The organism is Bacillus sp. FSL E2-8900, assembly GCF_037966225.1.
GTDB lineage: Bacteria > Bacillota > Bacilli > Bacillales > Bacillaceae_G > Bacillus_A > Bacillus_A cereus.
Genome location: NZ_CP150193.1, coordinates 4,329,625 through 4,353,576, shown reverse-complemented (window position 1 = coordinate 4,353,576; position 23,952 = coordinate 4,329,625). Strand labels below are relative to the sequence as shown.

Here is a 23,952-nt window from a genome sequence, read left to right as displayed (position 1 = left end):
ATAAAGAAGGTGAAAAACGTGAGATTAGATAAATTATTAGCAAATATGGGATATGGAAGTAGAAAAGAAGTAAAGAAATTATTGAAAGATGGCGTTGTGAAAATTGATGGAACGCCAGTAAAAGATGCGAAAGTTCATGTAAATGTAGAAGAGCAAGAAGTTATGATTCACGGTGAAGTTGTGGAATACAAAGAATTTGTTTACTTAATGATGCATAAACCACAAGGTGTTATTTCAGCGACGGAAGATGATAATCATGAAACAGTAATAGATTTATTAGAATTAGAAGATGCAATCTTTGATCCGTTCCCAGTTGGACGACTTGATATCGATACGGAAGGCTTCTTATTGATAACAAATGATGGGAAGTTATCACATCAATTATTATCTCCGAAAAAGCATGTGCCGAAAAAATATTATGCACACGTTGCAGGAGTAGTAACAGAAGAGGATGTAAAAGAATTTGCTAAAGGTGTTATTTTAGACGATGGCTATGAAACAAAGCCAGGTGCACTTACAATATTGAAAAGCGATGATATTTCTGAAATTGAGCTTGTGATTACGGAAGGGAAATTCCATCAAGTGAAGCGTATGTTTGAAGCGGTAGGAAAAAAAGTAGTCTACCTAAAGAGAACAGAGATGGGTCCGTTAGTATTAGATGAAGAACTAGAACTTGGACAATACCGAGAGCTAACAGATGAAGAAGTAGAAATGTTAAAAACATATCAAGTAGATACTGAAAAGTAGTACCTTTATAGGCGCAGAAAAGACCCCTTTCTAATTATTAGAAAGGGGTATGTATTTATTTACCATACAATTATTTTTCGTTATGAGGTCATTCTCACTTTCTTTCCTGTTGTTGTCCACTTACCGCGGCAAGGGCTATACACGAGTTCATTAAACTGCAACACATTTAGATCACGTTGTATCGTTCGCGGTGTGATCCCGAACTCATCTACAAGGTCTTTCGTCGTTACCGTTCCGTTTTCATTGATGTACATATAAATTGATTTAATGCGTGTTAGCATACGAGTAGTTGTAGGTTTCAAGAGAAAACCACTCCTCTACTAGTTTTTTTGACCCCATTCAGGAAAGAAGGTCGTTACTACCATTGTACTCTACATGATAAAATTCATGCTTTAATCTACTTAAATTTTACAGAAATTTAACAAATATTCATATAGAAAAATATTGGTAGTTGACATTGTATATATGGTCAGTCAACTAACACATAAAATTCTACGTAAAACGCCAAATTCCTGCAAATTTTTTTGAAAAAACAAAAGAAAAACTAATAAGAAATATCTGAAATATTACAATTGTTCGGTATTTAGTTTTCGTGTATGGCATAAGAGATTTCGGTTTGTTATGATGAAAGAAACAATATAGTGAAGGATGGATGCGTGATGTCAGCAATTAATTGGACAGAAGAAGTTGCGAAACGAAAAGATGATTTAATTCGTGATACACAACAATTTTTACAAATTAAAAGTGTATGGGAAGAAGAATCTGCGAAAGAGGGCGCACCATTCGGTGAAGGTGTAGAAAAAGCTTTATCTTTCATGTTACATAAAGGAGAAACTGAAGGTTTTACTTCTAAAAATTTAGAAGGATATGCAGGTCATCTTGAAATGGGGCAAGGAGAAGAATTAGTAGGTATTCTCTGTCACGTTGACGTTGTACCAGAAGGAGATGGCTGGACGACTCCTGCATATAGTGCAGATATTCGCGACGGAAAGATTTTTGCACGTGGTGCAATTGACGATAAAGGCCCAACGATGGCAGCATATTATGCGATGAAAATTGTGAAAGAATTAGGCTTACCTCTTTCCAAACGTGTTCGTATGATTATAGGAACAGATGAGGAAAGCAATTGGAAATGTGTAGATCACTACTTTAAAAACGAAGAAATGCCAACAATAGGTTTTGCGCCAGACGCGGATTTTCCAATTATTAATGCAGAAAAAGGAATTTCTGATATACAAGTTGTGCAAAATGGTAGTGAAGAGAAAAAAGGTACATATGAACTTGTTTCATTTGATTCAGGGCGCCGTTTAAATATGGTTCCTGATTTTGCAGAAGCGGTTATTACAGGAGAAGATGTAAATGCACTTACAGTAGCATATGAAGAGTATTTACAAACTGCTAAAAAAATAGGGAAATCGACTATAGAAGGAAATACAGTGACGTTGCAAATAGAAGGAATTTCAGCGCATGGATCTACTCCTGAAAAAGGAGAAAATGCAGGTTTATTATTAGCAAACTTCTTAACTACAGTTTCACTTGATGGAAAAGCAACTGCATTTGCGACATTTGCAACAGAAACATTTACTGGTGATATTTTTGGTGAAAAAGCTACTATTGCTTATAAAGATGAAATTAGCGGTCCGTTAACAGTGAATGTCGGTCGCATTTCTTATACGAAAGAAAACGGTGGTAACTTAGGGCTAAACGTACGTTACCCAGTTACAACTAACTTTGAAGAAACAATTGTGAAGTTGAAAGCATATGTTGGTACGCATGGTTTTGAAGTGGCTGACTATTCTAATTCTCGCCCGCATCACGTCGATAAAGATCACGTATTAATCCGTACGTTACAACGTGTGTATGAAGAACAAACAGGTGAAAAAGCAGAACTATTAGCAATCGGCGGCGGTACTTATGCTCGTTCATTAAAAGCTGGTGTGGCATTTGGCCCGCTATTCCCTGGAAAAGAAGAACTTGCGCATCAAAAAGATGAGTATATCGAAATTGAAGACTTATTAAAAGCAACAGCAATTTACGCGCAAGCAATTCATGAATTAGCGAAGTAATGGATATATAAATAATGTCCGCTCTCTATTTTGGAGAGCGGCTTCTTTTTACCTGAATGAGATAAGAAAGAAAAGCAACAATAGAAAGAAGGAGAAGATGTACATGGAACTGCATTATTTTGTCGCAATTACGTTACCGAATCATATAAAAGAAATGCTGTCTAACTATAAAGAGGACATGCAAGAGGAATTACAATTTCGTTCATGGGTACATAAAGAAGACTATCATATTACCCTTTCATTTTTAGGGAGTGCAACGGAGGAACAGCTAGAGGGAATAAAGAATGGATTACAAACAATTGCAGAAACAAAAGAACTATCGTTCACATTACAAGGTTTTTCAACGTTTGGTAGGGAAGATCAGCCTCGTATTTTTTGGGCGAAGGTAAGTGAGAATCACGATTTGTTTCAGTTGCAAAAGCAAATACATGCCATTTGTGAAGAAAATGGATTTTCTCTAGAAACACGCCCATATCACCCGCATATTACCGTTGCTCGTAAATGGATAGGAGAAGAAAAGTTTCGTTTAGAAAGTATAAAAGAAGTGCCTGAAATATCATTTCAAGCAGATACAATTACTTTATACGAATCCCACGTGAAAGAAACCCCGAAGTATAAATCGATTGCTGAAATAAAATTACAAAAATAGAATGTTGAAAACGTTTTTTATGCAGGTGAATATACTATAGAGAAGAATGGAGTTACTGTATAGAGTCTTGTTGATAAGAAAAGCCTTATCATTTGCAGCTCATTTTATCTCGCCTAATTGGTGAAGGCTAATAATAAGTGAGGATGGAGAAATTTTCTCGCTCATTAAAGTTTCACTTTATTTTAACTTTGAGAATGATGGTGATTTTTTTATGTTGAAAGTAAAACGTCCATTTGATGCCTATTTAGATGAAATGAATAAAATTACAATTTTGCTCCCACATGCGTATGGAACAAGTCGGACATTTCGTTTGCAAGAAGGAAGTAATGTGAAAGATTTACCGATTGCTCATACGATTGCGCTTCCAGATGCAACGAAGTATGAGTGCTTTATAGAAGAGCCGCTAGATGTGGGGAAGTATTATACAGTACGAGATGAACGGAATGAAGAAACTGATTTACAAATAGGTGCTGTTATTCGAACAAAAATTTTCGATGAAAAGTATTATTACGAAGGTACAGATTTAGGTGCTGTTTATCAAAAAGAAGAAACGACATTTAAAGTATGGGCCCCAACTGCAAGGCTTGCGAAAGTAAGAATTTATAAGAGCGATAAAGAATATGCCGATCATGAAATGTACAGGGGAGAAAACGGAGTTTGGATTCAAACATTACAAGGTGATTTAGACGGAGCACGCTATACATTTCTTGTTTGTATTAATTTAATATGGAACGAAGCTGTGGATCCTTATGCAAAGTCGGTGACGGTAAATGGAAAACATGGTGTTGTTATCAATTTAGAAAAAACGAATGTAACAAGACGAGAGGGATTACCAACATTACAATCAATGACAGATGCCATATTGTATGAACTGCATATTCGTGATGCGACTATACATCCAAATAGTGGAGTAATTCAAAAGGGAACATATAAAGGATTGATGGAAGAGGGAACAACAGGACGGAATGGGACATTAACAGGGTTGTCTCATATAAAAGATTTAGGTGTTACACATGTTGAACTATTACCTTTATATTGTTTCGGTGGTGTAGATGAGGCGAATCCTTCGTCCGCCTATAATTGGGGATATAATCCATTATATTACAATGCACCAACAGGATATTATGCTACAAACCCCTCTGATCCGTATAACAGGATAGTTGAGTGCAAACAACTAATTGAAACATTTCATAAACAAGGTATTAGGGTGATTATAGATGTTGTATATAATCATGTTTATGAAAGAGAGCTATCATCATTTGAAAAGCTTGTTCCAGGATATTATTTTCGTCATGGTGAAGATGGTATGCCTTCTAATGGGACGGGAGTCGGAAATGATATAGCGTCTGAACGGAAAATGATGAGGAAATTCATTGTAGAGTCTATTTTATATTGGCTTACTGAATACAATGTCGATGGATTCCGATTCGACTTAATGGGAATTTTAGATGTTGATACAATGAATATGATAGAAAAAGAAGTGCGAAACATAAAAAGAGATGCTTTGTTATTAGGAGAAGGATGGGATTTACAAACACCGCTTCCTCGTGAGGAAAAAGCAACGTTAAATAATGCGAAGAAAATGCCACATATCGCGCAGTTTAATGATCAATTTCGTGATGGGATAAAAGGGAGTACATTTCATATAAATAAGCGTGGTTTTGCATTTGGTGGGCATGTAGACTGTAATCATTTGCAGTATATTGCAGCAGGAAGTCTTTTAAGTATGAAAGAAACAGGGCTGTTTCTAGAGCCAGCGCAAAGCATTAACTATGTAGAATGTCATGATAATATGACGATGTGGGATAAACTAGTGCGCAGTAATGAAGAATCAGAAACGATTTTGAAAAAACGTCACCTGTTAGCGAGCGCAATGGTTATTCTTTCACAAGGCATTCCTTTCTTACACGCAGGGCAAGAGTTTTATCGTACGAAGAAAGGAAATGAAAATAGTTATAATGCAAATGATGAGATCAATCAATTAGATTGGGATCAAAAAGAGAAAGAGATAGAGACCGTTAACTATATAAAAGGTTTAATTGCGATTCGTAAAGAGCATGGGGCATTCCGATTACAAAGCGCAGACCTTATAAAAAAACATATGACTTTTTTACAAACATCTACAGAAGTACTTGCATATCACCTAGAGCATGTAGAAACGTTTGGGCCGTGGAAAGAGATTATCGTCTTATTTAATAGCGGTTTAGAAGCTAAAACTGTGCAACTTCCGAAAGAAGCAACGTGGCATGTGTTAGTAAACGAAAACGAAGCGAAAATAGAGCCAATTTCTTCATTTAGAGGAAAGGAACTTAAGCTCGCTCCAATTAGCACGTATATATTGACGATAATGTGACAAATCGCTACTTGACGATGAGAATGTAATAAATGTAGAATTGACAAAGGTGACGATTTTGATAAGTTGTCATTCTATGGCAGGTTTTGTAAAATAAAATAGAGGATTTTTGGCTTAGGCTAATTTTTCTTTTCATTTACAGTAAAATATATGAATCCACAACATGTGTAGAAATGTTGCGGTTTTTCTTTTCATAACTATAAAAGATAAGGATTTGTTAACGGGTAATGAATATGGAATGGTTGGAACAATTATTAGGAAAAGAGTGGAGTCTTGTACCGGCTGGTGGAGTAACGGGCGATGCATATATTGCGCAAAACGGACAACAGAAGTTATTTTTAAAGCGGAATACATCGCCCTTTTTAGCGGTATTGTCAGCAGAAGGAATTGTTCCAAAATTACTTTGGACAAGAAGGGTAACGAATGGTGATGTAATTTCTGCTCAAAAATGGCTTCCGGGACAGAAGCTAGAGCCAGAGGATATGAAACTAGAACGTGTTGCGAAACTTTTGAAGAAAATACACTCCTCTAAAGCGCTTGTACAGATGATTCAAAGACTTGGGAAGCAGCCGCTTCACGCACAAGAGTTATTACAACAACTGCAACTCGTTTTAAGAGGAGATATAAGGGATGATGAAACAATTCAGCAAGGCCTTCAATATTTAATGGATTCATTAAAAGCTATTGAATACAATGAATTCGTTGTATGCCATTGTGATGTAAACCATAACAACTGGCTATTGTCGGATGAAGATGAATTGTTTTTAATTGATTGGGATGGAGCTGTAATTGCTGACCCAGCTCTAGACCTCGGTATGTTATTATATTGGTACATTCCGCGCCAGGAATGGAGTGAGTGGCTCGGTTACTATGATATTGAAATGGATGAATCGCTGCTTAGGCGTATGAGATGGTATGTGATAGCACAAACGATTTTGTCTATTCAATGGCATACAACAAAAAAACAGCAAGCAGAAGCTGAATATTGGCATCAATATTTACAGCAACTACTTGCTTCAGAATGATACTTAAGAAAAATTGTCCATTCCAGCAATCCACTGAGTAAGTTGTTCTTGATTATTGGAAATATGGTTGTCCAAATTAGAGGAAGATTTACCCGATTGACTATAAGAATATACATCGTTTAGCATTGTTTTAGCGTCACTACTTATATTATCGTTTGCGAGTAACGATTGAATGAGGCGCTCTAATTGCTCGCATTCTGAAACTGTCCCGCAGCAATCACTTTGGTGGTTGACTAAAATATCTTTCAGCACTTCTAATTGATGTTGTTGATTAATTGGCATGAACGGATCATCCTTTCGATTGTTTTTCTCTTCAAATGTAAGAGAAAAAGCTGTTTCGTCATGGAATGTTTAATGCTGTATGTAGTTTTTATCAAAATGGTACATCTTATACTTGAAAGAAACGGACCGAGTGCTCGTACGTACTTGGTTTTTTGTTTGGTAGATTGATTAAAAAAGAAAGAAGGAATTATTCCTTTAAAATAGCTATGTAAAGAGAGGGAAACATCTATGCGTTTAAGACATAAACCGTATGCAATGGATCGAATTAATGAATATTCACATATCGTAATCGGAAACCCAGAGGAGCGCGCTGGTAGCTGGAAAGAAGTATTTGGAAACGAACAACCAATTCACATTGAAGTAGGTACAGGTCGTGGCCGCTTCATGTATGATATGGCGAAAGCGAATCCACATATTAATTATATTGGAATTGAAAAATTCACAAGTGTTGTTGTAGATGCACTTGATAAATTAATTGAAGAAGAATTACCAAACTTAAAGTTAATTAATAAAGATGCTGAAGATTTAACAGTTTTCTTTGCGAAAGGTGAAATTGATCGCGTTTATTTAAACTTCTCAGATCCATGGCCAAAGAAACGTCATACGAAGCGTCGTTTAACGTATAAAACATTTTTACGTAATTACGAAGAAGTGTTAGTAGAAGGCGGAGAAATTCATTTCAAAACAGATAACCAAGGTTTATTTGAATATTCTCTTATGAGTATGGCTGAGTACGGTATGTTACTAACGTACTTAAGCTTAGATCTTCATAACAGCGACTTTGAAGGTAACATCATGACTGAATACGAAGAGAAATTCTCTAGTAAAGGTCATCGTATTTACCGAGTTGAAGCAAAATATCGTACAGAGCCTATGCAGTAATGCGTAGGTTTTTTTACATCTAAAATAATCAGAATTTTATGTTAAGATTAATTGAAAAGGGGGATGTGTAATGGAACAGTTACAAATTGGAGATATAAAAGTAACGTGGTTAAAAGGCGGGAATACACATTTAGATGGAGGAGCAATGTTTGGAGTCGTGCCGAAAGTACTTTGGTCACGTAAATATAAACATAATGATACAAATCATATTTATTTACGAACAGATCCGTTACTTTTGCAAACAAAAGATGGAAATATGCTCATTGATTCCGGGATAGGAAACGGTAAGTTGAATGAGAAGATGAAACGAAATCAAGGTGTAACAGAAGAATCATCGGTTTATGAATCATTAGAAAAATTAGGATTAAAGCCTGAAGATATCGACTACGTCTTGATGACACATCTTCATTTTGATCATGCATCTGGTCTAACAAAATGGGAAGATGATCACCTTGTACCGTCATTTCCAAATGCGAAAGTTTACGTAAGTGAAACAGAATGGAATGAAATGAGGAATCCAAACATTAGATCACGTAATACATATTGGAAGGAAAATTGGGAGCCAATTGTAGATCAAGTTGTTACGTTCCAGCAAGAAATAGAAATTACAGATGAAATCAAGATGGCGCGTACGGGTGGTCATAGTGATGGACATGCAGTTATCGCTTTGGAGAGTCAAGGGGAAACGATGCTACACTTAGCGGATCTCTTACCGACGCATGCGCATCAAAATGTATTATGGGTAATGGCATACGATGATTATCCGATGACCTCGATTGAAAATAAGCAAAAGTGGATGAAGTATGGTGCTGAAAACGAGGCATGGTTTACGTTTTACCATGATGCATATTATCGCGCTGTGAAGTGGAATGAGGAAGGGCATATCGTAGAAAAAATAGAACGGAAAACGAGTATAGAAGCATAAAAATAGGAGGTTGTTCCATCATATTTATTGGAGCAGCCTCTTTTTTATTGTCGGGTTTTGTTGATAAATCGATATAATTGGGAAATCGCTGATATAATTTTAATCAATACCCACAATTAAAAAATAAGAGGTTCACCTAATGGGAACCCTCCTTTTTATGCTGCTATAACCTCTAAAACAGTACCTGTTTTAGCATCAACTAAAAATTCAAATCGTTCTTGTATATCATTTAACATTGTTGTAAGACCGCCGCGATAAACTTCATATGCGACATCATATTTTTCAAATGTCTCTGGAACCATATGTACCCAAGAGCCAGTAATTTCACCTTTATGACTTAATGCTTGTTTCACCATTTTCAATGCTTTTTCTGAAGAAATATGGGATTGTTCTTGTACTTTGTTTGCAACGAGATAACCAGCTGCGAACCCAACGCCAAGACCTGCTACTAAACCTTTCCAGCTCATATATTCACCTCAATTCTATAAAATAAAAATAGTGTACCGATAATAATTATAAAGCAAATACAGCCAAAAAAGAAGAAACTAGAAACATTTCGAAAATTTCGTTACAATAAAAGAGGTATTCTACTAAGGTTTGAAAGAAGGGGACTTCGTGAATAAAGAGACATTACAATTATTTCGTACGTTAACAGAATTACAAGGTGCATCAGGTTTTGAACATGATGTACGCCGTTTTATGAAACAAGAATTAAGCAAATATGCGGATGAAATTGTACAAGACGGTTTAGGTAGCGTATTTGGTCTGAAAAAAGGGGACGAAACTGGCCCACGTGTTCTTGTAGCAGGTCATATGGATGAAGTAGGTTTCATGGTTACGCAAATTACGAAAAACGGAATGCTTCGTTTTCAAACGTTAGGCGGCTGGTGGAGCCAAGTTTTATTAGCACAGCGTGTACAAGTTATGACGAAGAATGGTCCTGTTATTGGGGTTGTTGGTTCTATTCCTCCTCATTTATTAAGTGACGCGCAACGTGCAAAACCGATGGATATAAAAAATATGTTAATTGATATAGGTGCAGATAGCTATGAAGATGCGATTGAGATTGGTGTAAAACCAGGACAACAAATCGTGCCAATCTGCCCGTTTACACCGATGGCAAATGAGAAGAAAATTATGGCGAAAGCTTGGGACAACCGTTACGGATGTGGTCTTGCAATCGAATTATTAAAAGAATTAAAAGATGAAACATTACCAAATACATTATATTCTGGTGCTACTGTACAAGAAGAAGTAGGGCTCCGCGGAGCGCAAACAGCTGCAAATATGATTCAACCAGATATTTTCTATGCGCTTGATGCAAGTCCAGCAAACGATGCATCTGGTGACAAAACACAGTTCGGTCAATTAGGAAAAGGTGCTCTTCTTCGTATTTACGATCGCACGATGGTAACACATAGAGGAATACGCGAATTCATTTTAGATACAGCAGAAACAAACAACATTCCGTACCAATACTTTATTTCACAAGGTGGTACAGATGCGGGCCGTGTACATACAAGTAACTCTGGTATCCCATCAGCAGTAATTGGTGTTTGTGCGCGCTACGTTCATACACATGCTTCAATTTTACATGTTGATGATTATGCAGCGGCGAAAGAATTAATTACGAAGCTTGTAAGAACAACAGATAAAACGACGTTAGAGACAATTAAGAATAACGCGTAGAGAGGAAGAAGGGCTGAAGAGCCTTTCTTTTTTTAGCTTGAATAGATGACCCATCCATGAGTGGGAATGGTCAGTGCCTAATTGGTGCTCGAATGGTGTATTAAGACCCTGGATAGGAAAAGAGAGGAAGGCTGTTTTTGTTTTTGAAGACGGTAATGTTGTTAGAAAAAACCTTCTTTTTTAGATTGAATAGATGACCCAGCGATGAGTGGGAGCGGTCAGTGCTTAATTGGTGTTCGAATGATGTATGAAGACTCCAAGTAGGAAGTGAGAGGAAGGCTGTTTTTGTTTTTGAAGACGGTAATGTTGTTAGAAAAAACCTTCTTTTTTTAGATTGAATAGATGACCCATCCATGAGTGGGAGTGGTCAGTGCTTAATTGGTGTTCGAATGATGTATGAAGACCCCAAGTAGGAAGTGAGAGGAAGGCTGTTTTTGTTTTTGAAGACGGTAATGTTGCTAGAAAAAACCTTCTTTTTTAGGCTGAATAGATGACTTGGTGATATGTGGTAGTGGTTGATGCTTAATTCGTATCTGATAGGGATATTAGAATAGAACGATGAATTTTTATAGAGGTGAACGAAATGAAAGTAGTAGTAGGATCAAAGAATAAAACGAAGGTTGGCGCTGTGGAGAAGGTTTGGAAAGATGCTGAAATTACATCTCTTTCTGTTCCGTCAGGAGTATCAGCTCAGCCTTTCTCAGATGAAGAGACGATGCAAGGAGCGATTAATAGAGCGAAGCGAGCGCTAGAGGAAGGAGAAGCTCCAATTGGTATTGGGCTAGAAGGCGGCGTAATGAAAACGGAGCACGGTTTATTTATGTGTAACTGGGGCGCGCTAGCAACAATGGATGGGAAAGTATTTGTGGCCGGAGGAGCGCGTATTACGTTACCAGACGATTTTTTAGCACCTCTTGAAGATGGTAAGGAATTAAGCGAAGTGATGGAAGAGTTTGTGCAGCGAAAAGATATTCGTAGTCACGAAGGTGCTATCGGTATTTTTACAGATGATTATGTCGACCGCACGGAATTATTTGTACACGTTGTTAAGTTGTTAGTTGGGCAATATAAGTATGACAAAAAGCAAGCATAAACCTTGCACCGTGCGCGATGTATGGTAGTATAAAAGAAAGATTATAACATGAAAAATGCACCCGTTAGAGGAGGAAATATAGATGAAGTCATTAGAAAGCATGGAGCAATTCCAACAGTTAAAAAATGAAGAGAATGTAGTCTTTATGTTCTCAGCAGAATGGTGCCCAGACTGCCGCTTTGTAGACCCATTTATGCCAGAAGTAGAAGAGAAATATAGTGATTTCTCATTTTACTATGTAGATCGCGATGAGTTTATTGATCTATGCGTAAAATTAGACGTATTTGGCATTCCGAGCTTTGTAGCGTACAATAAAGGTGAAGAAACTGGTCGCTATGTAAACAAAGATCGTAAAACACAAGAACAAATCGAAGAGTTCATTGAAGGTTTAAAATAAGGCAATTTGCCAATTGAATTGTAAAACAACCTCTACCTTCGCGGGGGAGGTTATTTTTTTGGAAGGGAGGAAAAAGAGATGAAGATGACAAGTAAAAAGATGAAAGATGAGTTAATAAAGAAATTATCTCGCCCAGAATGGGACTTTCAGTATGATAGTGAGAAAGAAGTTTTACGTATTGAACAAAAAGACTCCAAAAAAGGTATTAACGTATCGCTTCCAGGAGTTGTGGCAAAATGGGAAGTGAACAAAGAAAAGGCAATTGAAGAAGTTGCTTATTACGTACAAGAAGCGCTAATTGCGATGCATAAAGAAGAAAATAGCGGAGCGAAAATTTTACCTGTTATTCGCTCTACTTCTTTCCCGAAACAAGCAGAAGAAGGAAATCCGTTTATTATGACGGATCATACGGCGGAAACACGTATTTACTATGCGTTAGATTCGAATAAAACGTATCGACTAATTGACGAGCGTCTATTACAAAAATTAGAACTTACAGAACAGCAAGTGCGTGAAATGGCATTATTCAACGCACGCTCATTAGGTTATGAATTTAAACAAGACACAGTAGCGGGTAATACATTCTACTTTTTAAACACAAATGATGGGTATGACGCGACTCGTATTTTAAACGAATCGTTACTACAATCGATGCGTGAAAAGATTTCTGGTGACATGGTTGTTGCTGTTCCTCACCAAGATGTATTAATTATTGCTGATATCGTCAACGAAATCGGTTATGATATTATTGCACAAATGACAATGAAATTTTTTGCCGAAGGGCATGTTCCGATTACATCACTTTCATTCGTATATGAAGATGGAGAATTTGAACCAATCTTTATTTTAGCGAAAAATCGGAAGAAGACAGATGGAAAAGAGAAAGGATGAACGAAGTGAACGTTTTTTACAACCTTGAAGGAATTGGTGACACTTTAATTGTTGCCTTACAAGATATTACTTTAGAGAACCGTACTTTTGATCGCAAAGGAGATGTTGCACGCGTATACGATCGTGAAAGCAACGAGACAGCAGGATTCAACATCTTTAATGCATCTTCTTACTTAGAAGTAAAAGAAACAGGCAACCTTACATTAACGAAAGAGCTTGTAGAGAAAATCAACGAAATTTTAGCGAAGAACGGCTTTGAAGAAACAGTAGAAGCAGATCTTTCTCCGAAATTTGTTGTAGGCTATGTAGCTGAAAAAGAAAAACATCCAAATGCTGATAAGCTAAACATTTGTAAAGTAGAAATCGGTACAGAAACATTACAAATCGTATGTGGTGCACCAAACGTTGATGCAGGACAAAAAGTTGTCGTTGCAAAAATCGGCGCTGTAATGCCAAGCGGTATGTTAATCAAGCCAGCTGAGCTTCGCGGTGTTCCTTCTTCTGGAATGATCTGCTCTGCACGTGAATTAGAGCTTCCAGATGCTCCACAAGAAAAAGGTATTCTTGTATTAGAAGATAGCTTTGAAGTTGGACAAGAGTTTAAATTTTAATTGATATAAGAAAAGAGAGGTTGTCCTTTTGGACAGCCTCTCTTTTTTTTGCATTCATTGTTGGTAATTCGATATTCCGTGTCGAATCGTTGATATATGTAGAGTTACGATAGATATATTTGAAAAATCGTTGATATATGTAGAGTTACGATAGATATATTTGAAAAATCGTTGATATATGTAGAGTTACGATAGATATATTTGAAAAATCGTTGATATATGTAGAGTTACGATAGATATATTTGAAAAATCGTTGATATATGTAGAGTTGTGATAGATATATTTAAAAAATCGTTAATATGATAAGGATGTCACCTTTTTTCTTAAAATCTATATTGTATTTTATAAACAAACTAGTTAAAATTTAGAAAAATAGAAGGGGATAGACGTATGAAAAAACAAATAAAAATCGCAGAACTTCTAAAACGAATTGAAACTTCAAAACAGCAAGATATTGAGCTAGGTACTTATGAAATATATGTGTTTAGTGAAAGTGAATTAGAAAAAGGACAAATCGGTTACCGATACGATAAACATAAAAATTCATTAATAAGTGAAGAAAACGGAAAGTGGCAAGAAGGATGGATTACAATTGGATATGAAACGGATATGGGCGATCCAGTTTTCGTAAATATAGATGATGACGCTTATCCGGTTTATACTGCAGAACGTGGTACAGAAAAATGGCAGCCAGTTTATATTGGAAATATGGATGAGATTATAGGGCAATTATAAGAAAAACTTTGAATCTGGTGCAAAGTGATGGGAGAGAAGTATGAAGTATATAAAAATAATGAGCATGATTGCATTCATTGGAATATATATGGCCGGTTGTTCACAAGAGCAGCCGAAAAAAGAAACTACATCTTCTATACAAGAGAAAAACAAAGATACCAAAGAAGACGCACCGGTAGAAAAACAGCAAGAACAAGAAAAAAACGAAGAATTGCAAGCAATTCAAACGAATGAGCAAGTAGAACATAAGCAAGAGGAAGTATCATCTGAGGAAAAGAAAGAAGAAACTACGCCAGTGCAGCCAATTGAGCAACCAGTGCAAAATAATGAACAAAAAGTAGAGAGTAATGAAAAACAAGAGAAGTTTCTCGTCGTTATTGATCCAGGGCATCAACAAAAAGCGAATTTAAATTTAGAGCCAATTGGACCAGGGGCAACAACGCAAAAATATAAAGTGACAGACGGTACAACAGGTGTTGTGACGAAAAAGAGAGAGGCTGTACTTGTATTAGAAATGGCTTTTTTATTAAAAGAAAAGCTTGAAGCAAAAGGGATACAAGTATTAATGACGAGAACATCACAAGACGTTGATATAAGTAATAAAGAACGGGCGACATTCGCAAATAATCATAAGGCGAATTTATTTTTACGTCTTCATGCAGATGGTTCTGAAAATCCAAACGAAAGTGGATTTGCTGTATTGACGCCGGCAGAAGGAAGTCCGTATACGAAAGAGATTTATGCGGAAAGTCTTCAAATCTCTCAAATGATTGTAAATAAAATGAGGGAGAATCAACAAGTAAAAGTAAATGGAATTAAATTTCGGGATGATCTTTCTGGATTTAATTGGGCAAAGGTTCCTGGTGTGTTATTAGAACTTGGGTTTATGTCAAACCATGAAGAAGATAAAAAATTATCTGACCCGCAATATGTAAATTCTTTATTGCAAAGTGTAACGGATAGTATAGATGCATATCAGAAGAGTAAAGCTTAAGCGCAGTCTTATATAAAAGGCTGCGTTTTTTCATATGAAACACTCGTAAATTAGAATATTGTGGATAAATATGACATGCTTAATTTTACCTGCACTTTTTGCCGAATGCTGATACAATAAAGGATGTTACTATTTAGTAGAAAGAGTGGTAAGCATGTTAGATTGGATGAAAAAGCTGTTTAACAAAGAGGAAGAACAAACAGCGATGAATAAAGAAGTACCAAAGCAAATTGAAAGTCAGCCGAAAATTCCTCGTGTAAACCACTACACTGAAGCAAGAGAAGCACAAATGGCAAGTAGGAATGCAGGTAAATGCCGTTTTCCTTTAGTACCGGATAATGGGTTCGATGAAGAGGATGAAAGCGAAGTAAATCGCTTCGAAGAACAACCTGTTCAAGGAGTAACATATGAAGAACCTACTGCCCAAAGAGGAATAAAGGTGGAAAGAAGCAGACGATCGTATGTGGAAAAGGTAGTTTCTACATATGAAGAGCCGGAAGTGCAATATGAACCGGTGCGGGAGTCTGTCGTTAAAAAGGCATCTGCACCTTCGCAAGAGAGTAACCGTAGACCATTTCGTCCAACAGAAATGATTTCGCCAATTTATGGATATAATCGTCCTTCAGTAGAGAAAAAGGAAGAAAAGCAGGAGGAAGTAAAGGAAAGAGAAGACCTTGAAATATCTGTAGAGGGTAAATCAGTCGTTGATGCATGGTTAGAGAAAAAAGGATATAAATTATCTGATTTCTCAGAAGGACAAGCACCAACTTCTTCTAGTCATAGAGCTGCTAACCAGCAAGGAGAGCAACAATATGAAGAGAATAAAAAGGAAGAAAAGTCAGTAGTTGATCAATGGCTAGAGAAAAACGGTTATGAAATCGAACGCCAAGTGCCTTTAGTAGAAGAAAAAGAAGTGATTCAAGAAATGAGTACACCGCAGGAAGTTTCAGCGGATGAATTACTTCATAAAACAGTAGCTGAGCAGATGGAAAGTGCTAAGCTAGAAAAAGATGTAGTGGTGTTAAACGAAAACAATCTACAAGAAGAATTAGTAGCTTCTAAAGTAGAGCACGAGGATACAATATTATCAGAAGAAATTAAACGTAACACAGAAATAAAACAACCTACTATTGAAGTAGAAAAGCAAGCTCCAGAAGAATCAGTGATTGTCAAAGCAGAAGAAAAACTTGAAGAAACAATCATTGTGGAAATACCAGAAGAAGTGTCAAAAGTAGAAGTAATTGCAGAAACGGAAGAGCTTGAAGAAGTAGTTATGGAAACAGAGGCACCTGAAGAAGTGGAAGCAGAAGGGTCAGAAGAAGTGGAAGTAATTGCGGAAACGGAAGAAGTAGAAGTAATTGCAGAAACGGAAGAGCTTGAAGAAGTAGTTATGGAAACAGAGGCACCTGAAGAAGTGGAAGCAGAAGGGTCAGAAGAAGTGGAAGTAATTGCGGAAGCAGAAGAGTTAGAAGAAGTGGAAGTAATTGCGGAAGCAGAAGAGTCAGAAGAAGTGGAAGTAATTGCGGAAGCAAAAGAGCTAGAAGAAGTGGAAGTAATTGCAGAAACGGAAGAGTCAGAAGAAGTGGAAGTAATTGCAGAAACGGAAGAGTCAGAAGAAGTGGAAGTAATTGCGGAAGCAGAAGAAGTAGAAGTGATTGTAGAAACAGAAGAGTCAGAAGAAGTGGAAGTAATTGCGGAAGCGAAAGAGTCAGAAGAAGTGGAAGTAATTGCAGAAACAGAAGTGATTGCAGAAACAGAAGTGATTGCAGAAACAAAAGCGCCTGTAGTAGAGACATTTGTAGCACTTGAGGAAATTCAGCAAGAAGATGAAGCAATTGAACAAAAGAGTGAATTCATACATGTTGCTGAGGCTGATGAACAAACGAAGAAAGATGTTCAAAGCTTTGCGAATGTTTTAATTGCAGAAACAGAGGAAAATAGACGAGTTGTAGAAGAAGCACAGGTCGCAGAAGAGCAACGAGTTGTAGAAGAAACACCAGTCGTAGAAGAGCAACGAGTTATAGAAGAAACACCAATCGCAGAAGAGCAACCAGTTGTACAAAAAGAAGAACCAAAACGTGAGAAAAAGCGCCATGTACCATTTAATGTTGTTATGTTGAAACAAGATAGAACACGATTAATGGAAAGACATGCAGCTAGAGCAAATGCAATGCAGCCTTCTGCTAATGTACGAGTAGAGAATAAGCCAGTACAACAAGAGGTAGCAGAACCACAAGTGGAAGAACGCCCAGTGCAGCAAGTAGTAGCAGAACCACAAGTGGAAGAACGCCCAGTGCAGCAAGTAGTAGCAGAACCACAAGTGGAAGAAAACCCAATGCAGCAGGTGGTAGTAGAACCACAAGTGGAAGAACGCCCAGTGCAGCAGGTGGTAGTAGAACCACAAGTGGAAGAGCGCCCAGTGCAGCAAGTACAAAAGCCAATTTCAAGTACGGAAGTACAAGAGAAAGCATATGTTGTAAATCAAAGAGAGAACGATATGCGAAATGTATTGCATACACCACCGACATATACTGTTCCACCATTAGCGCTGTTGTCGATTCCACAGCAATCAGCGTTAGATAATACAGAATGGTTAGAGGAGCAGAAAGAATTATTAGATACAACGTTTAATAATTTTCATGTTGGCGCACATGTTATTAATGTATCACAAGGTCCAGCAGTAACTCGTTTTGAAGTACAGCCAGACCCAGGTGTGAAAGTAAATAAAATTACAAATTTAAGTGATGATATTAAGTTAAGTTTAGCTGCGAAAGATATTCGTATTGAAGCGCCGATTCCAGGGAAGAGTGCAATTGGAATTGAAGTTCCAAATAAAGAAAGTAAGCCAGTATTTCTTCGCGAAATTTTGAGAAGTCCTGTATTCACAAAGAGTGAATCACCGCTTACTGTTGCGCTTGGACTTGATATTTCAGGGGATCCAATTGTAACGGATATTCGAAAAATGCCGCACGGACTTATTGCGGGTGCAACAGGTTCAGGTAAAAGTGTGTGTATTAACGCGATTTTAACGAGTATTTTATATAAAGCGAAACCACATGAAGTGAAGTTAATGTTAATCGATCCGAAGATGGTTGAGCTTGCACCATACAATTCTGTTCCACATCTTGTAGCACCTGTTATTACGGATGTAAAAGCAGCAACAGCTGCATTAAAATGGGCAGTTGAGGAAATGGAACGCCGTTATGAATTGTTTGCGCATGCTGGTGCTCGTGATTTAACTCGCTACAATACGATTGTAAGTGAGCGAGAAATTCCAGGAGAGACATTACCTTATATCGTTATTGTCATTGACGAGTTAGCCGATTTAATGATGGTAGCACCTGGTGATGTTGAGGAAGCGATTTGTCGTATTGCGCAAAAAGCACGTGCTTGTGGTATTCATTTATTAGTAGCGACGCAGCGTCCATCTGTAGATGTTATTACAGGTTTAATTAAGTCAAACATTCCAACGCGTATTGCGTTTACTGTATCATCTCAAGTTGATTCGCGTACGATTATTGATATTGGGGGCGCGGAGAAATTACTTGGCCGTGGTGATATGTTATTCTTAGGGAACGGTACATCTAAACCAGTTCGTGTACAAGGTGTATATGTATCGGATGATGAGATTGAAAAAACAGTTGATCATGTGAAAAAGCAAATGAAGCCGAATTACTTATTTAAGCAAGAGGATTTATTAGCGAAAACAGAACAAGCTGAGTCGGAAGACGAATTGTTCCTTGATGCATGTCAATTTGTTGTAGAACAAGGGGGAGCGTCCACATCTTCTGTACAGCGAAAATTCCGCATCGGTTATAATCGCGCGGCACGTCTCATTGAAGAGATGGAATCGCAAGGAATTATTTCTGAAGGTAGAGGAACGAAACCGAGAGATGTCCTTATTTCTGAGGATGAATTTGCCGCTATGCAGGAAACAAATGTATAGTAAACGGTTTTGCTGTATACTAAGAGAAAATGTTGGATAGTAAAGTAGGGAGTAAAGCGACATGAAAGAAATTGAATTAAAATTAAAAGGTGAAATAAATAGACTAACAAATAAAACATTTAAATTTGACGAACGTGTTGGAGAAGGTTGGTTCTCTGCCGTTTACTTTTTAAAGACTAGAGAAATCATCGAAGAATTTCGCCCGAAAAGTGTTGTAACGATGCAATTTTTCCAAAAGGAAAATGCAGTTCTTTGCGGAACGGATGAAGTAATTGCATTGCTACAAACATTCGCTAAAAATCCTGAGGAACTTGAGATTAACTCTTTAAAAGATGGCGATAAAATTAGTCCATTTGAAACAGTGTTAACAATTCATGGTCCTTATGAAAATTTCGGATTTTTAGAAGGTGTCATTGATGGGATTTTAGCTCGTCGTACATCGGTTGCGACAAACGTATATAACGTTGTCCAAGCTGCGCGTAGCGTAGATAAAGAAAAACCAGTTATTTTCATGGGAGACCGTGATGATCATTATACACAACAAGCTGGTGACGGTTATGCAGCATACATCGGAGGTATGAGCGCACAAGCGACGCATGCGATGAATGAATGGTGGGGCAAAAGTGGTATGGGGACGATGCCTCACGCATTAATTCAAATGTTTAATGGTGATGTTGTGGAAGCGGCAAAAGCATATCATAAGAAATTCCCAGAAGATGAATTAGTTGTATTAATTGATTACAACAATGATGTCATTACAGATGCACTTCGCGTAGCGCGTGAATTTGGATCAACATTAAAGGGTGTACGTGTAGATACGTCCCGCACGATGATTGATCAATACTTTATTCGCCACCCAGAAGTACTTGGAACATTCGATCCACGTGGTGTAAACCCATCGCTTGTATTCGCACTTCGTAAAGCACTTGATGAAGAAGGATTCCAGCATGTAGACATCGTTGTAACTGGTGGATTTGATGAGAAGCGTATTCGTGAATTTGAAGCTCAAAACGTACCTGTTGACATATACGGGGTAGGAAGTAGCTTATTAAAAATGAATATTGGCTTTACTGGTGATAATGTAGAACTAAATGGGAAACCAGAAGCAAAAGCTGGTCGTAAATATCGTCCAAACCCACGTTTAGAGCGTGTTCAATTAGAAAAAAGAGAAGAGATGTAAAAGAGAGAAAAACTGATAGGTGATTGACCCTATCAGTTTTTCTGTTATCATAGTATAGCGGCTTCTTTTTTGCTATAATGGACTTATTATGGACATATAAAGAAGTACGTACGAGTTTATCCTGATAAGTGAAGGGAAAGAATAACTTCACTACATCAAAAATGTATGATGATTACCAAAATAAGAAAAGATTCATATACTGTCTTATAGATAGGCCGTTGTATTAGTTCGAAATGTTGGAGGTTCTTTAAGATGACAGTTTACCATTTTGTAGGAATTAAAGGAACAGGAATGAGTTCATTAGCGCAAATTCTTCATGATATGAAGCATACTGTTCAAGGGTCTGATTATGAAAAGCGTTTCTTTACACAAACAGCGTTGGAAAAGCGTAGTATCTCGATCCTTCCTTTTGATAAGAATAATGTAGAAGAAGGACAAGTGATTATTGCAGGAAATGCATTTCCTGATACGCATGAAGAAATCGTAGCAGCAAAAGAATTAAACATCCCAGTCCATCGTTACCATCATTTCTTAGGTGACCTGATGAGCCAATACACAAGTGTTGCTGTAACTGGTGCACACGGAAAAACATCAACAACAGGTTTGTTAGCCCATGTAATGCAAGGTGCACACCCAACATCTTACCTTATTGGAGATGGAACAGGGCATGGGGTAGAAAATAGTAAGTATTTTGTATTTGAAGCTTGTGAGTATCGTCGTCATTTCTTGTCTTATAATCCAGACTATGCAATTATGACGAATATTGATTTTGATCATCCAGATTATTTTGCAGACATCAATGATGTATTCAGTGCATTCCAAGAGATGGCATTGCAAGTGAAAAAAGGCATTATTGCATGTGGAGATGATGAAGAACTTCAAAAAATTCAAGCGAAAGTACCTGTTATTTTCTATGGATTTGGAGAAGATAATGATTTCCAAGCACGCAACATTCAAAAGAGAACAGATGGTACAATATTTGATGTATTCGTTCGTAACACGTACTATGATACGTTCAAAATTACAGGATACGGCAATCACAGCGTATTAAATGCGTTAGCAGTAATCGCGCTTTGCCATTATGAAAATGTTGATGTAGAAGCAGTAAAACATCAATTAACAACTTTTGAAGGCGTAAAACGTCGCTTTAATGAAAAGCCGATGGGAGAGCAAGTAATCATCGATGACTACGCACACCATCCGACAGAGATTAATGCAACGATTGAAGCTGCTCGTCAAAAACATCCAGAGCGTGAAATTGTCGCTGTATTCCAGCCACATACATTCTCACGTACAGAAAAGTTCTTAGATGAGTTCGCAGAAAGCCTAAGCAAGGCTGACCAAGTATACTTATGTGATATTTTCGGATCAGCACGTGAAAACAAAGGTGAATTAACAATCGAAGATCTGCAAAAGCGTATTGACGGTGCAGAATTAATTACAGATACAACAACGGATGTATTAAAGAAACATAAAAACGGCGTTCTAATTTTCATGGGCGCAGGTGACATCCAAAAATTCGAAGCGGCTTACGTAAAAGAAGTTCAAGTTGCAGAGAAATAATAGAAAAGACGCATAGCTTGGCTGTGCGTCTTTTTTATGTTGTCGTGGTTGTGCATTAATGTTGAAACGTCGATATATATGGAGTTGTGTTCGATATATTTCAAAAATCGTTGATATATTGGTACGCGTTTTGAAATATAAATGTTAGAATAATAAGAAAACTAAAAAGGGGACTAAAAAACATGTTCACACTCCGAGTAGATGACGAAATCGAACTACAATTACTAGAAAAACATCATAAAGAGGAATTATATCAATTATTAGATCAAAACCGTAATCATTTACGAAAATGGCTCCCTTGGGTAGATGGGACAAAATCTGCTGATGCTTATGATGAAATTTTTCCGATGTGGTTAAAGAAGTTTGCAGAGGGAGACGGTTTTGAAAGTGGTATACGTTACAAAGGAAAGCTCGTTGGGATGGTAGGCATTCATCCAGTGAGTTGGGGGAAGAAAGCGACGAGTCTTGGGTATTATCTTGCAGAAGATGCTGGCGGGAAAGGTATTATGACGCGTAGCGTAAAGGCTGTACTTCACTATGCATTTGAAAACTTAAAGCTGAATAAAATTGAAATTCGGTGCGGTGTTGGAAATGCGAAAAGCCGAGCAATTCCAGAACGTTTAGGATTTAAGTTAGATGGTATTTTACGAGATGAAGAATGGCTATATGATCATTTTCATGATATCGCTGTATATAGTTTACTAGCTTCAGAATGGAAAGAGATTCGATGAACGAGAAGATTCGTATTGTTCCATATGAAGGTACGTTTCAAGAGGAAGTAGTAGATCTTATCGTTCATATTCAGCAAAAAGAGTATAATGTTTCAATTACGAAAGAAGAGCAACCTGATTTACTTGAAATAGAAACATTCTATCAAAAGGGTCACGGAAACTTTTGGGTAGCAATTTATGATGGTAAAGTAGTTGGAACAGTAGCTTTATTAGATATTGAGAATCATCAAGTAGCGCTAAGAAAAATGTTCGTACAAAAAGAGTTTCGCGGAAAAGAATGGGGCGCATCACATATGTTGCTTCAAACAGCAATTTCATGGGCTGAGGATAAAAAATTGAAAGATATTTACTTAGGAACAACAGTAAAATTTTTAGCGGCACATCGTTTTTATGAAAAGAATGGTTTTCAAAGTGTGAGTATAGACGAGTTGCCGAAAAACTTTCCGGTGCTACAGGTAGATAAAAAATTTTATAGGTACATTGTGTAAAAGGTCATTTAGAAATGGCCTTTTTCTATGAACCAAAATAGAAATAGTGGTATAATTTGGATTAGGGGTGTAGGTATGAACTTTCCAATTCAAAGAAGTAAGTCAGTAGTCATTTTCGTTTGCCTTACGTTAGTTTTTATGTTTATATATCCAATTGTCATGCTTTTCACTAATAAAGCGCATTGGATGTCAGCGTTGATTGGGATGGGTTTATGCTTCATTGTAAATGTACCAATCGTTTGGGAAGTATTTATTAAAAAACATAAAGTAGAAAATGGCGTATTAAAGTACGGTATTTTAAATGATGATATTGTATTAAAAGATGTGAGAATTATACGTCAGGTCGGAAAGTCTCTTGAAATTACGACGAATGCATATAAAGTACATATGGTTGCGATGCCGCAAAATATGGATGAATTCTTGGCGCTTATAGAGAAAGAAAATCCACATGCGAAAATAGAAATGGCAGGTAAGAAATGAAATATATAAAACCTTTTTTGCTTGGAAATTATGCTGGTGTTTGCTATCTGCACTAGGGTAAATATGAAATGGAACCTGCCTTTATATGTACCCATATTAATAGGTACTATCGCAGTGGCACTTTTATATTATTTTCATTTTCAGCAAACAAAAAGTAAGAACAGTAGCTCGATATAGAGTGAGGATAATAAAAAAACGCTCGGCGAAAATTCCGAGCGTTTTTCA

At 37.1% G+C, this 23,952-nt stretch carries 23 protein-coding genes and 1 pseudogene; 21 read left to right on the top strand and 3 right to left on the bottom strand.

What is annotated here, in order from left to right; genetic code table 11:
- Nucleotides 1–18: 18 nt before the first annotated feature.
- Entirely contained in the window at nt 19–747 is a 729-nt protein-coding gene (locus NST90_RS22290; protein ID WP_001234947.1) for a pseudouridine synthase, read from the top strand.
- A gap of 80 nt (nt 748–827) precedes the next feature.
- Here the strand turns inward: NST90_RS22290 and NST90_RS22285 are convergent, their stop codons facing one another.
- On the bottom strand, nt 828–1,049 hold the full coding sequence (locus NST90_RS22285; RefSeq protein ID WP_000805512.1) for a DeoR family transcriptional regulator: 222 nt from the start codon (nt 1,047–1,049) through the stop codon (nt 828–830).
- Nucleotides 1,050–1,406: 357 nt separating this feature from the next.
- On the opposite strand from NST90_RS22285, the gene pepV reads away from it, so the two are divergent.
- The 4 genes from pepV (at nt 1,407) to NST90_RS22265 (ending at nt 6,840) form a co-directional block, all read left to right on the top strand.
- Nucleotides 1,407–2,813, top strand: a complete 1,407-nt coding sequence (gene pepV, locus NST90_RS22280) for a dipeptidase PepV (RefSeq protein WP_001274259.1) — start codon at nt 1,407–1,409, stop codon at nt 2,811–2,813.
- A 103-nt stretch (nt 2,814–2,916) separates the two neighbouring features.
- A complete protein-coding gene (gene thpR, locus NST90_RS22275; RefSeq protein ID WP_000418984.1) occupies nt 2,917–3,462 on the top strand; it encodes an RNA 2',3'-cyclic phosphodiesterase in 546 nt (181 codons plus the stop codon).
- A 211-nt stretch (nt 3,463–3,673) separates the two neighbouring features.
- On the top strand, nt 3,674–5,815 hold the full coding sequence (pulA, locus tag NST90_RS22270; protein WP_000921740.1) for a type I pullulanase: 2,142 nt from the start codon (nt 3,674–3,676) through the stop codon (nt 5,813–5,815).
- 227 nt (nt 5,816–6,042) lie between these two features.
- Nucleotides 6,043–6,840, top strand: a complete 798-nt coding sequence (locus NST90_RS22265) for a phosphotransferase family protein (protein ID WP_001986674.1) — start codon at nt 6,043–6,045, stop codon at nt 6,838–6,840.
- 3 nt (nt 6,841–6,843) lie between these two features.
- Here the strand turns inward: NST90_RS22265 and NST90_RS22260 are convergent, their stop codons facing one another.
- Nucleotides 6,844–7,122, bottom strand: a complete 279-nt coding sequence (locus NST90_RS22260; protein ID WP_001122235.1) for a YtzH-like family protein — start codon at nt 7,120–7,122, stop codon at nt 6,844–6,846.
- A 228-nt stretch (nt 7,123–7,350) separates the two neighbouring features.
- Between NST90_RS22260 and trmB the strand changes: the two genes are divergently transcribed.
- On the top strand, nt 7,351–8,004 hold the full coding sequence (gene trmB / locus NST90_RS22255) for a tRNA (guanosine(46)-N7)-methyltransferase TrmB (RefSeq protein ID WP_001239385.1): 654 nt from the start codon (nt 7,351–7,353) through the stop codon (nt 8,002–8,004).
- 70 nt (nt 8,005–8,074) lie between these two features.
- Nucleotides 8,075–8,929: an MBL fold metallo-hydrolase gene (locus tag NST90_RS22250; RefSeq protein WP_000436856.1), complete on the top strand. Its 855-nt coding sequence runs from the start codon at nt 8,075–8,077 to the stop codon at nt 8,927–8,929.
- A gap of 155 nt (nt 8,930–9,084) precedes the next feature.
- Here the strand turns inward: NST90_RS22250 and NST90_RS22245 are convergent, their stop codons facing one another.
- On the bottom strand, nt 9,085–9,396 hold the full coding sequence (locus tag NST90_RS22245) for a PepSY domain-containing protein (RefSeq protein WP_000118543.1): 312 nt from the start codon (nt 9,394–9,396) through the stop codon (nt 9,085–9,087).
- A 148-nt stretch (nt 9,397–9,544) separates the two neighbouring features.
- On the opposite strand from NST90_RS22245, the gene NST90_RS22240 reads away from it, so the two are divergent.
- The 14 genes and pseudogenes from NST90_RS22240 to NST90_RS22175 all read left to right on the top strand — a co-directional run bounded on the left by NST90_RS22240 (nt 9,545) and on the right by NST90_RS22175 (nt 23,904).
- A complete protein-coding gene (locus NST90_RS22240; protein WP_001031514.1) occupies nt 9,545–10,618 on the top strand; it encodes a M42 family metallopeptidase in 1,074 nt (357 codons plus the stop codon).
- A 583-nt stretch (nt 10,619–11,201) separates the two neighbouring features.
- Nucleotides 11,202–11,711 (top strand): DUF84 family protein, encoded by a 510-nt coding sequence (locus tag NST90_RS22235; protein WP_000869940.1) that lies wholly within the window; start codon nt 11,202–11,204, stop codon nt 11,709–11,711.
- Between the two features lie 82 nt (nt 11,712–11,793).
- Complete coding sequence (locus NST90_RS22230) at nt 11,794–12,108, top strand: thioredoxin family protein (RefSeq protein ID WP_000838193.1); 315 nt, start codon at nt 11,794–11,796, stop codon at nt 12,106–12,108.
- Nucleotides 12,109–12,186: 78 nt separating this feature from the next.
- Nucleotides 12,187–12,999 (top strand): DUF1444 domain-containing protein, encoded by an 813-nt coding sequence (locus tag NST90_RS22225; protein ID WP_000784588.1) that lies wholly within the window; start codon nt 12,187–12,189, stop codon nt 12,997–12,999.
- Entirely contained in the window at nt 12,996–13,610 is a 615-nt protein-coding gene (ytpR, locus tag NST90_RS22220; RefSeq protein ID WP_001006761.1) for a YtpR family tRNA-binding protein, read from the top strand. Before NST90_RS22225 ends, ytpR begins: the two co-directional genes overlap by 4 nt.
- 390 nt (nt 13,611–14,000) lie before the next feature.
- Nucleotides 14,001–14,345: a hypothetical protein gene (locus tag NST90_RS22215; RefSeq protein ID WP_061113802.1), complete on the top strand. Its 345-nt coding sequence runs from the start codon at nt 14,001–14,003 to the stop codon at nt 14,343–14,345.
- Nucleotides 14,346–14,385: 40 nt separating this feature from the next.
- The gene (locus tag NST90_RS22210) at nt 14,386–15,339 is read left to right on the top strand and encodes an N-acetylmuramoyl-L-alanine amidase (protein WP_016123463.1); all 954 of its coding nucleotides are present in this window, start codon (nt 14,386–14,388) and stop codon (nt 15,337–15,339) included.
- Between the two features lie 154 nt (nt 15,340–15,493).
- Nucleotides 15,494–19,285 carry a DNA translocase FtsK gene (locus tag NST90_RS22205; RefSeq protein WP_283748102.1) on the top strand — a complete coding sequence of 1,264 codons (3,792 nt, stop codon included), beginning with the start codon at nt 15,494–15,496 and terminating at the stop codon, nt 19,283–19,285.
- Between the two features lie 61 nt (nt 19,286–19,346).
- Nucleotides 19,347–20,465 carry a nicotinate phosphoribosyltransferase gene (locus tag NST90_RS22200; protein ID WP_000658370.1) on the top strand — a complete coding sequence of 373 codons (1,119 nt, stop codon included), beginning with the start codon at nt 19,347–19,349 and terminating at the stop codon, nt 20,463–20,465.
- Between the two features lie 252 nt (nt 20,466–20,717).
- Complete coding sequence (gene murC / locus NST90_RS22195) at nt 20,718–22,028, top strand: UDP-N-acetylmuramate--L-alanine ligase (protein ID WP_000219468.1); 1,311 nt, start codon at nt 20,718–20,720, stop codon at nt 22,026–22,028.
- Nucleotides 22,029–22,210: 182 nt separating this feature from the next.
- Complete coding sequence (locus NST90_RS22190) at nt 22,211–22,759, top strand: GNAT family protein (RefSeq protein WP_000494681.1); 549 nt, start codon at nt 22,211–22,213, stop codon at nt 22,757–22,759.
- The gene (locus NST90_RS22185) at nt 22,756–23,247 is read left to right on the top strand and encodes a GNAT family N-acetyltransferase (protein WP_001003158.1); all 492 of its coding nucleotides are present in this window, start codon (nt 22,756–22,758) and stop codon (nt 23,245–23,247) included. Before NST90_RS22190 ends, NST90_RS22185 begins: the two co-directional genes overlap by 4 nt.
- Before the next feature lie 75 nt (nt 23,248–23,322).
- Nucleotides 23,323–23,727 (top strand): PH domain-containing protein, encoded by a 405-nt coding sequence (locus NST90_RS22180; RefSeq protein ID WP_001010640.1) that lies wholly within the window; start codon nt 23,323–23,325, stop codon nt 23,725–23,727.
- Nucleotides 23,724–23,904, top strand: a pseudogene (locus tag NST90_RS22175) (hypothetical protein). The gene NST90_RS22180 and the pseudogene NST90_RS22175 overlap by 4 nt, the downstream one beginning before the upstream one ends.
- Nucleotides 23,905–23,952 lie beyond the last annotated feature (48 nt).

What these genes read in the sequence shown, in the direction of transcription:
- pepV (WP_001274259.1), top strand. Translation starts at nt 1,407, where the DNA reads ATGTCAGCAATTAATTGGACAGAAGAAGTTGCGAAACGAAAAGATGAT.
- thpR (WP_000418984.1), top strand. Translation starts at nt 2,917, where the DNA reads ATGGAACTGCATTATTTTGTCGCAATTACGTTACCGAATCATATAAAA.
- pulA (WP_000921740.1), top strand. Translation starts at nt 3,674, where the DNA reads ATGTTGAAAGTAAAACGTCCATTTGATGCCTATTTAGATGAAATGAAT.
- NST90_RS22265 (WP_001986674.1), top strand. Translation starts at nt 6,043, where the DNA reads ATGAATATGGAATGGTTGGAACAATTATTAGGAAAAGAGTGGAGTCTT.
- NST90_RS22260 (WP_001122235.1), bottom strand. Translation starts at nt 7,122, where the DNA reads ATGCCAATTAATCAACAACATCAATTAGAAGTGCTGAAAGATATTTTA.
- trmB (WP_001239385.1), top strand. Translation starts at nt 7,351, where the DNA reads ATGCGTTTAAGACATAAACCGTATGCAATGGATCGAATTAATGAATAT.
- NST90_RS22250 (WP_000436856.1), top strand. Translation starts at nt 8,075, where the DNA reads ATGGAACAGTTACAAATTGGAGATATAAAAGTAACGTGGTTAAAAGGC.
- NST90_RS22245 (WP_000118543.1), bottom strand. Translation starts at nt 9,396, where the DNA reads ATGAGCTGGAAAGGTTTAGTAGCAGGTCTTGGCGTTGGGTTCGCAGCT.
- NST90_RS22235 (WP_000869940.1), top strand. Translation starts at nt 11,202, where the DNA reads ATGAAAGTAGTAGTAGGATCAAAGAATAAAACGAAGGTTGGCGCTGTG.
- NST90_RS22230 (WP_000838193.1), top strand. Translation starts at nt 11,794, where the DNA reads ATGAAGTCATTAGAAAGCATGGAGCAATTCCAACAGTTAAAAAATGAA.
- NST90_RS22225 (WP_000784588.1), top strand. Translation starts at nt 12,187, where the DNA reads ATGAAGATGACAAGTAAAAAGATGAAAGATGAGTTAATAAAGAAATTA.
- ytpR (WP_001006761.1), top strand. Translation starts at nt 12,996, where the DNA reads ATGAACGAAGTGAACGTTTTTTACAACCTTGAAGGAATTGGTGACACT.
- NST90_RS22215 (WP_061113802.1), top strand. Translation starts at nt 14,001, where the DNA reads ATGAAAAAACAAATAAAAATCGCAGAACTTCTAAAACGAATTGAAACT.
- NST90_RS22210 (WP_016123463.1), top strand. Translation starts at nt 14,386, where the DNA reads ATGAAGTATATAAAAATAATGAGCATGATTGCATTCATTGGAATATAT.
- NST90_RS22205 (WP_283748102.1), top strand. Translation starts at nt 15,494, where the DNA reads ATGTTAGATTGGATGAAAAAGCTGTTTAACAAAGAGGAAGAACAAACA.
- NST90_RS22200 (WP_000658370.1), top strand. Translation starts at nt 19,347, where the DNA reads ATGAAAGAAATTGAATTAAAATTAAAAGGTGAAATAAATAGACTAACA.
- murC (WP_000219468.1), top strand. Translation starts at nt 20,718, where the DNA reads ATGACAGTTTACCATTTTGTAGGAATTAAAGGAACAGGAATGAGTTCA.
- NST90_RS22190 (WP_000494681.1), top strand. Translation starts at nt 22,211, where the DNA reads ATGTTCACACTCCGAGTAGATGACGAAATCGAACTACAATTACTAGAA.
- NST90_RS22185 (WP_001003158.1), top strand. Translation starts at nt 22,756, where the DNA reads ATGAACGAGAAGATTCGTATTGTTCCATATGAAGGTACGTTTCAAGAG.
- NST90_RS22180 (WP_001010640.1), top strand. Translation starts at nt 23,323, where the DNA reads ATGAACTTTCCAATTCAAAGAAGTAAGTCAGTAGTCATTTTCGTTTGC.